Source organism: Actinobacillus minor NM305, assembly GCF_000175195.1.
GTDB lineage: Bacteria > Pseudomonadota > Gammaproteobacteria > Enterobacterales > Pasteurellaceae > Haemophilus_A > Haemophilus_A minor.
In genome coordinates this window covers 25827-34753 of sequence record NZ_ACQL01000171.1, presented here as the reverse complement: position 1 = coordinate 34753, position 8927 = coordinate 25827, and the positions used below count along the sequence as shown (strand labels likewise).

Below are 8927 nucleotides of genomic sequence, written 5' to 3'. Positions count from 1 at the left end.
AAAAATGAAAACCTTGCAAGCACTTTTTGCAAAAAAATTTAAAAAAATGACCGCCTGTTGAAAAATAATTCACTTTGTGTGAATTTTTAACGACAAGCGGTCAAATTTTCAAGATTTCTTACTTGAATTAAAACGAATGAAATCACTTCATAAATTTATCAACGCAAATATCAGCCGCTTTCTCACCTACTCGCCCCATCTCTTGTTCAAAATCTTTCAGTATCAAAGTGCCGTCGTTTAAGCGTTGTTCTAACTTACTTTGTTCAAATTGCTTTTGGACTTCAATCATCAAACAACCACACCACTCGGGCTTTGGAAATTCCATCAACTCCCTGACCTTGCCTAAACCACTTTTATCATTTTCACATTCCTGATAAATAGCGTGAATAAGCTCGGCTTGCATTTGAGTGCCAAAATTTTTTGCTTGAGTGGGAAATATAGCTAAAGCCAATAACATCATCAGTGATTTTTTCATTTTAAAAAGTGCAACCTGCTTTAAATTAGTACTTAACCGGTAAATTGGCTTTCATCTGTTGATACAATTCACAAGCTTTTTCTATCGCAAATTTATCACACGCAAATTCTACCAATTCTAAACCCATCGCTTTATCTTGTTTTACGCCCAAGCCATTATAAAATAATACAGCCAGTAACGGTGTGGCGTATGTGTTGTTGTCCAAAGCTGCTTTACCCGCCCATTGAAAGGCTAATTGGTAATTTTGCGTTGCGAACTCTCCATAATAATGCATTTGAGCTAAACGATAACGGGCATTACTGCGTGTTTCTTTGATAGCAGAACCACTTTTATCCTGCTGAATAACATTATCCGAGATATTAGCCAGTTCGGTATATAAACGTTTAGCCATAGCCCCATCTCTTTTTATACCACCCTCTTCAAAAAAGTAAATATCCGCCACCCTAAATTTGGCGTTATAATGATAGCTAAGATTTTTCGGGTTAGGGTTAAACGCCACCCTTGTATACCATTCTAACGCTTTTGGATAGTTGGGCGAACCTTGTTCAGTCTTAGCACCAATACACTGTCCACCCTCATACATTGATGCTAACTGGTACCATTGCCATTCTTGATCATCTTTACCATAGGCTTGCTTTGCCGCTTTTTCATACCAATCCAATGCGGCATAATAATCGCTATCTTTACAAGCCTTATATCCCATTAATACTTGAGCATTAGCATCACCTTGTTGAGCTTCTCTTAATAACTTTTCATCATTAGTTTCAGCTAAAGCAAAAAGCGAGCTGCTTAATAACGCCGTTGCTAATAGTGATTTAATTATGGTTTTCATCAAATTACTCCCATTCATTGTCATCTTCAGAAAAATAAGCACCTAAGCAAACTGGGTTGTATTGCAAAATATATTTAGCAGGTAGATCAAATTTGTGTTCAAGCATTACTTCTACATTAAAAACCTTTGCCATTAGATTATGTTTAGCAATAATTCCCTCTATATAACGTCTTTCTTTTTTTCTCATCACTGCTTCATCTTGAGTACCTTCTCGATAAATTAGCCGACGATAAGCAAACAGTAAATTGGACGCATCTTGCTCACAGCGGTAATCTACTTTAGGGCTTAAATGAGGTATGAGATCTTGTGGATTATCAGCTTCAATCCGTGTTGTGATTTCATAGCATAATAAATTGACGTTTTGCGTCATATATTCTCCTATTTAATAAATTGAATGTTTTATGATTATATATTGTTTTTTTTTTGCGCAATTATTTACAATGCGTTCTGCTTTAAACAGCAAAAAGAAAATGATAAGCGGTCAGTTATTTTGCAATCTTTGCAAAATGTGATCTAGCTCACATAATTGATACTAGGCGCTTTAGCTCGTTACTGTTATTATTACGAAGATTTTTTTTTACTTATTTATAGAGAGGAATTTTTATGAGCCAATTAGATGCTTTACGTCAAATGACTGTTGTAGTTGCGGATACTGGTGATATTGATGCAATCAAAGCGTATCAACCCGAGGATGCAACAACCAACCCATCATTAATTTTAAGTGCGTCTGCACTACCACAATATGCTCCATTAATTGATGAAGCGATTGCTTATGCAAAAACAAAAAGCAATGATAAAGCACAACAACTGATTGATGCAGAAGATAAATTAGCGGTAAATATCGGTTTAGAAATTTTAAAAGTGGTGAAAGGTCGTATTTCAACAGAAGTGGATGCTCGCTACTCTTACGATACTGAAAAAACGATCGCAAAAGCTCGCAAATTAATTGCTTTATATAATGAAGCAGGGATCAGCAATGACCGTATTTTAATTAAAATTGCTTCAACTTGGCAGGGTATCAAAGCGGCTGAGCAGTTAGAAAAAGAAGGGATTAACTGTAACTTAACACTATTATTCTCTCAAGCTCAAGCGCGTGCCTGTGCGGAAGCTGGCGTTTACTTAATTTCGCCATTCGTAGGTCGTATCCTTGACTGGTACAAAGCAAATTCTGATAAGAAAGAGTATGCACCGGCAGAAGATCCTGGCGTGGTTTCAGTAACTTCAATCTATAACTACTACAAACAACACGGTTATAACACAGTGGTAATGGGTGCAAGTTTCCGTAACGCGGGCGAAATCACAGAATTAGCAGGTTGCGACCGCTTGACGATTGCACCAGCATTATTAAAAGAGTTACAAGAAAGCGAAGCTCCTTTAGTGCGTAAATTAGAGTACAAAGGCGAAGTAAAAGCTCGTCCAACACCGATGACTGAAGCAGAATTCTATTGGGAACACAACCAAGATGCGATGGCTGTTGAAAAATTAGCGGAAGGTATCCGTAAATTTGCGATTGACCAAGAGAAATTAGAAGCAATGCTTTCAGCAAAACTTTAATACCTTTCAAGCCCCTAAATAAAAATTAGGGGCTTTACTTTTTCCTCTTTAATGCGTACTATTCGTGCCCTTCTTTTCTTGGGTTCCCTAACCCCAACTTACGATTAAAAAGGAATAATATGAACTTACAACTTAATTTATCTGATCCTCAAAAACGTCATCCTTTGATTTTGTTGACGCTATTTCATATTTTTATCATTACCATTAGTAACTACTTGGTCCAGATCGCCTTTGAGATCCCTTTGCCATTTAGCGATACCACTATTCCAACGACTTGGGGAACATTCACTTTCCCTTTTATTTTTCTTGCGACCGATTTGACTGTGCGTGTCTTTGGTGCGGAGCTTGCTCGTAAGATTATTTTTGCCGTAATGATCCCTGCGCTCATTATCAGCTATGTGATTTCAGTCATCTTTTTTGAGGCAAAATTCCAAGGTTTTTCTGCTTTAGCTGACTTTAACACCTTTGTATTTCGTATTGCATTAGCGAGCTTTAGTGGCTATGTCGTGGGGCAATTATTAGATATTTTCGTTTTTAACCGCTTACGCCAAGGTAAAAGTTGGTGGCTCGCGCCAATGTGTTCAACCATTTTCGGGACGCTTATTGATACTTTTGTTTTTTTCGCAGTTGCATTTTATAAAAGTAGTGATGAATATATGGCAGAACATTGGTTTACGATTGGTACGGTTGATTACTCATTCAAACTTTTTGTGAGCCTACTTCTTTTTCTTCCACTATATGGTGTGATACTGAATTTAATTGTAAAAAAATTACATTTAAAATAGATATTTGGGGATTATGCTGAAAAAAGGTATAATCCCTTTAATTTGAAAATGATTGAGAGAAACCAATGAGTAAAAATATTCCATTAAGAACTGAAGCGGAATTAGAAAAAATCCGCGTTGCGTGTAAATTAGCTTCTGATGTGCTTGTTATGATTGAAGAGCATATTAAAGAGGGTGTAACTACAGGCGAATTAGATCGTATTTGCCACGATTATATTGTGAATGTACAAAAAGCTATTCCTGCAAACGTAGGTTATCACGGTTTTCCTAAAGCTACTTGTATTTCATTAAATGAAGTTGTTTGCCACGGTATTCCAAGCGATGATAAAAAACTCAAAAAGGGCGATATTCTAAACCTTGATGTTACCGTGATTAAAGATGGCTACTACGGCGATAATTCTAAAATGTATATCGTGGGCGAAACCAATGTAAGAAGTAAGCGCTTGTGTGAAGTTACTCAAGAAGCGCTGTATGTTGGTATTCGCCAAGTAAAAGCAGGTGTTCGCCTGAAAGAGATTGGAAAAGCTATTCAACAATATGTAGAGAAAGAAGGCTTCTCTGTGGTGCGTGAGTACTGCGGTCACGGCATTGGCGATCAATATCATATCGATCCACAAGTTTTACATTATAATGCTGATGACGGTGGCGTAGTATTACAAGAAGGTATGGTCTTTACGATTGAACCTATGGTTAATGCGGGTAAGAAAGAGATCCGTAATATGGCTGATGGCTGGACAGTTAAAACTAAAGACCGTAGCCACTCTGCACAGTATGAACACGAGATTGTTGTGACTAAAGATGGCTGTGAAGTGATGACAATTCGTGATGAAGAAATTGCGGAAGGACGTATTAGTCGCATTATGAAAAACGTAGCATAGAAAAAATGAAAAAAGAGGCTTTTGCCTCTTTTTTTGTCTGTATTAACGTAAAAACGCTGGAATATTTTTCTCGTATTCTGCGATTTTATCTTCGTGTTGAAGCGTTAAACCAATGTTATCCAAGCCATTTAATAAACAGTGGCGGCGGAACTCATCTAATTCAAAGTGATACACTTTATCGCCAACCGTTACTGTCATTGCTTCTAAATCAATATCAATTTGCTTGCCTTCATTCGCCCAAACCCATTGGAAGATCTCTTCAACTTCTTCTTCGCTTAAACGAATTGGTAGCATATGATTATTTAAGCTATTGTTATAGAAAATATCCGCAAAGCTTGGTGCAATCATCACTTTGAAACCGTAATCGGCTAATGCCCAAGGAGCGTGTTCACGAGAAGAACCACAGCCTAAATTTTTGCGAGCCAGTAAAATAGTCGCACCTTGATATTTTGGATAGTTTAATACGAAATCCGGATTTGGTTTTGTACCTTCCGCATCTAAATAACGCCATTCATGGAATAAATGTTTACCAAAACCTACACGCGTAATCGCTTGTAAAAATTGTTTTGGGATAATGGCATCTGTGTCCACATTTGCTGCATCAAGAGGAACCACTAAGCCTGAATGTTGTTTAATACCTGCCATTTTTTTGCATCCTTTATTTGGGCAAATATGATTTGCCCCTACATTAATTCTACGTTACGAATATCAACAAATTTACCAAACACCGCTGCGGCAGCTGCCATTGCAGGGCTCACTAAATGGGTGCGTCCATTACGACCTTGACGACCTTCAAAGTTACGGTTAGAAGTTGAAGCACAACGCTCCCATTCGCCTAAACGGTCATCATTCATACCTAAACACATTGAACAGCCTGGATTACGCCATTCTGCACCGGCTTCAATAAAGATTTTATCTAAACCTTCTTTCTCTGCTTGCTCTTTCACTAAACCGGAACCCGGAACAACTAAAATACGTTTTACGTTATCCGCTTTCTTACGCCCTTTCATTACTGCAGCAGCTGCACGTAAATCTTCGATACGTGAGTTGGTACAAGATCCGATAAAAACTTGATCAACCGGCACATCTTTTAAATCTGTATTAGCATCTAAGCCGATGTAAGCTAACGCTTTTTCTGCGGAAGCTTTTGTTACCGGATCTGCCATTTCTGCCGGATTTGGCACTAACTGATCGATACCGATAACTTGCCCAGGGTTTGTTCCCCAAGTCACTTGTGGCACAATATCTTTTGCTTCTAATACAACAACCGTATCAAATACCGCATCATCATCTGATTTTAATGTTTTCCAGTAAGCGACTGCATCATCCCAATCTTGACCTTTTGGTGCATTTGGACGACCTTTTAAGTATTCAAATGTGGTTTCATCCGGTGCAACAAGCCCCGCTTTTGCGCCTAATTCAATCGCCATATTACATACCGTCATACGACCTTCCATTGAAAGATCACGAATAGCTTCACCACAAAATTCAACAACATGTCCAGTACCACCAGCCATTGTTGTTTTACCGATAATGGCTAACACAATATCTTTTGCCGTAATGCCCGGATTAACTTTGCCACGCACTTCGATTTTCATATTTTTTGCACGTGCTTGTTTTAGCGTTTGAGTTGCCAATACGTGTTCAACTTCAGAAGTTCCAATACCAAAAGCTAATGCACCAAATGCCCCATGCGTTGCGGTGTGAGAGTCGCCACAAACAATGGTCATTCCAGGTAAGGTTAAGCCTTGTTCAGGTCCCATTACGTGAACAATGCCTTGCTCTTTGGTTTTCATATCAAAGAGTTCAATACCACTTGCTTCGCAGTTTTTCGCTAATTCAAGCACCTGGATCTTCGCTTGACCTTCTAATTTATTTACATCACGTACTTGGGTTGAAATACTATGATCCATGGTCCCAAATGTTTTTCCCACTTGACGAACTTGACGCCCTGCAACACGTAACCCATCAAAAGCTTGCGGACTGGTTACTTCGTGAATTAAATGACGGTTGATATAAAGAATTGGCGTTTCGCCTTCTGCTTCATAAACAACATGAGCATCAAACAATTTTTCGTATAATGTTTTTCCCATAATAAATTCCAACTCAAAAAAATAAATCGATATAAACAAAGCGGTCATTATTGGTAAAAATTTTACAATAACAGACCGCTTGTCTGAATGGGGTAAACTATAACGGCTCCCCTGATGAATGTAAAATGCTATTTTTCGTATAAAATCCGATTTTTATGCTATGCAAATAGTCCGAAAGCACCAATTAAGATAAGTTTAAAGCATAAAATATCGCATAATGAGATAGCTTTAGGAATATATCTAGTGATTACCTCATTTTATAGCTCAATTCGCTTTCACTTATTTTTCAAACACTTTTGAATTAAAAGGTTTTTTCTATTAAATAACAGCTCGTTTTGCCAACATATCCAAAACCATTTCAACCAAACAAGCGGTCGATTTCTCGGAAAAGGTTGCAGAAACAGGCACATACCACCAATTTTCTTGAGCAAACGCTCGGCATTTTACCGCATCTTTTTCTGTCATCAACAACGGTAAATCGCCTTTTTGTAGCGGCTCAATCACCTCTCGTGAATAAGGTTGATGATCTGCAAAACTATAACTTGCTTCCAAATGAATACCTAAACCTTGCAACATTGTAAAAAAGCGTGGAGGATAACCAATGCCTGCAAGTGCAATGACAGGCTGATGATAAAAATCTGTAATAGCTTTTTTCGCGCCTGTTTTTAAATTGATCGCCCATTCGGGTTCTAGCTGCATTAAATGCTCACCTTCTTTTGCAGATTTTCCGTTACAAATAACCGCTTGCACCGTGTTTAAACGACTCGGCAATTCTCTCAACCCTCCAGCCGGTAATACAAAACCGTTACCAAAACGGCGCTCGCCATCAATAACAACCCATTCCATATCTCGCTCAAGGGCGTAATGCTGTAAGCCATCATCAGTAATGATCAAATCTAACTTAAATTGGCTTAGTAATAATTCGATGCTTTGTTGTCGATTAGGCGAAATCGCAACGGGCGCTTGGGTGCGTTGTGCGATTAAAACCGGCTCATCTCCCATTAATTCAGGATCACTTTCTGAGGTAACTAATTGTGGAAATTGCTTGTTTTTCCCACCATAACCACGAGACACCACGCCAACTTTTATACCTCGTTGATGAAGTTGTTCAACTAACCATACAACTACTGGTGTTTTGCCATTTCCACCAACGGAAATGTTACCGACAATCAAGACAGGCAATGGCGAGCGGTAAGATTTTAGAATTTTTTTACGATATAACGCCACTCGTATTTGGCTAATAAGCCAAAAGAGTAAGGAAAATGGAGCAAGCAGCCAAGTGATGAGGGATTTTTTTTGCCAGATTTTCATGTTATTTTTCTTTAAGGTAGTAAATTCGTTTTTTTCTTTCGCCTTCCGCAACAAGTAAATTGAACTCAACAAATTTTGCTAAATAACGTCTAACTGAAGCAGGGCTTAACTCAAGTAACCTCGTTGCCTTTTGATTGGTAATCACTGTATATTGAGTTAAATAGCGTTGGATTTTACTATATATCTGTTGTTCTTTATCGCTCAATTTATCGCTTATTTTATCGCTCATCTCGGAAAGAGAATAAGATTTTAAGGTAGTTAAAATCGCTTCTAACATGAACTCAATAAATGCAGATGAATCATTTTTTTTATTGCTGTAACTAAGCGCATCGTAATAACGTTGTTGGTGTTGATAAATGACTGTTTCAATAGGAATCCACTCAAAAAGAGGTTCCCATTTACTAAGAATAAGATTTTGCCAAAGTCGCCCTATTCTTCCATTACCATCAGAGAAAGGATGTATAATTTCTAATTCGAAATGAACCACACAACTTTTAATCAGAGCAGGCATTTCACTTTTTTTCGCCCAATCTAACAGATCTTTAACGAGTTTAGGAATAAAATCCGCTCTTGCACCTAAATGGACTACTTGATCACCACGATAAACTGCAACATCTTTTGAGCGAAATTTCCCCGAATCTTTGATCAATCCATGAGTTAATAATTGATGAGCTTTAAGTAAGTCCCGATAATCATAAGGATCTAATAAAAAAGCCTGTTCATAGGCTTGATAAGCATTTTCCACTTCATGAATATCTTTAGGTGGGCCCAAAACACGCTTACCGTTAATAATACGCGTTACTTGGTCTAGAGTCAGAGAATTATTTTCAATAGCTAGAGAAGATTGAATTGAACGAATCCGATTTTCTTTACGTAAGTGCAAATCTCGCTTTTCTAGCGACAATTGTCCTGCAATTGCTGAAATTTCAACAATCTGATTTAACATGACATGAGTAATCGTAAAATTTGGATTCACTATTTTTTACCTAAACGGGTATA

At 37.8% G+C, this 8927-nt stretch carries 10 protein-coding genes; 3 read left to right on the top strand and 7 right to left on the bottom strand.

Annotated elements, in window-relative coordinates:
• Positions 1-142: 142 nt before the first annotated feature.
• From AM305_RS11425 to AM305_RS11415, 3 genes are read right to left on the bottom strand one after another with little or no spacing between them, the layout of a single operon-like run.
• Entirely contained in the window at positions 143-475 is a 333-nt protein-coding gene (locus tag AM305_RS11425; protein ID WP_005826252.1) for a hypothetical protein, read from the bottom strand.
• A gap of 25 nt (positions 476-500) precedes the next feature.
• Positions 501-1307 carry a tetratricopeptide repeat protein gene (locus tag AM305_RS11420; protein ID WP_005826251.1) on the bottom strand — a complete coding sequence of 269 codons (807 nt, stop codon included), beginning with the start codon at positions 1305-1307 and terminating at the stop codon, positions 501-503.
• Positions 1308-1311: 4 nt separating this feature from the next.
• On the bottom strand, positions 1312-1677 hold the full coding sequence (locus AM305_RS11415; protein WP_005826250.1) for a hypothetical protein: 366 nt from the start codon (positions 1675-1677) through the stop codon (positions 1312-1314).
• A 233-nt stretch (positions 1678-1910) separates the two neighbouring features.
• Between AM305_RS11415 and tal the strand changes: the two genes are divergently transcribed.
• From tal to map, 3 genes are all read left to right on the top strand, one after another.
• Positions 1911-2861: a transaldolase gene (gene tal, locus AM305_RS11410; RefSeq protein ID WP_005826248.1), complete on the top strand. Its 951-nt coding sequence runs from the start codon at positions 1911-1913 to the stop codon at positions 2859-2861.
• Between the two features lie 119 nt (positions 2862-2980).
• Positions 2981-3646 (top strand): 7-cyano-7-deazaguanine/7-aminomethyl-7-deazaguanine transporter, encoded by a 666-nt coding sequence (locus AM305_RS11405; RefSeq protein ID WP_005826247.1) that lies wholly within the window; start codon positions 2981-2983, stop codon positions 3644-3646.
• Between the two features lie 65 nt (positions 3647-3711).
• Positions 3712-4524: a type I methionyl aminopeptidase gene (map, locus tag AM305_RS11400; RefSeq protein ID WP_005826245.1), complete on the top strand. Its 813-nt coding sequence runs from the start codon at positions 3712-3714 to the stop codon at positions 4522-4524.
• A gap of 42 nt (positions 4525-4566) precedes the next feature.
• On the opposite strand, the gene leuD is transcribed toward map, so the two are convergent.
• From leuD to AM305_RS11380, 4 genes are all read right to left on the bottom strand, one after another.
• Entirely contained in the window at positions 4567-5169 is a 603-nt protein-coding gene (gene leuD / locus AM305_RS11395; RefSeq protein WP_005818906.1) for a 3-isopropylmalate dehydratase small subunit, read from the bottom strand.
• Between the two features lie 38 nt (positions 5170-5207).
• Entirely contained in the window at positions 5208-6617 is a 1410-nt protein-coding gene (leuC, locus tag AM305_RS11390; RefSeq protein WP_005826243.1) for a 3-isopropylmalate dehydratase large subunit, read from the bottom strand.
• A gap of 318 nt (positions 6618-6935) precedes the next feature.
• Entirely contained in the window at positions 6936-7928 is a 993-nt protein-coding gene (lpxK, locus tag AM305_RS11385) for a tetraacyldisaccharide 4'-kinase (protein ID WP_005826241.1), read from the bottom strand.
• Between the two features lies 1 nt (position 7929).
• Positions 7930-8904, bottom strand: a complete 975-nt coding sequence (locus AM305_RS11380) for a Fic family protein (RefSeq protein ID WP_005826240.1) — start codon at positions 8902-8904, stop codon at positions 7930-7932.
• Between the last annotated feature and the right edge of the window lie 23 nt (positions 8905-8927).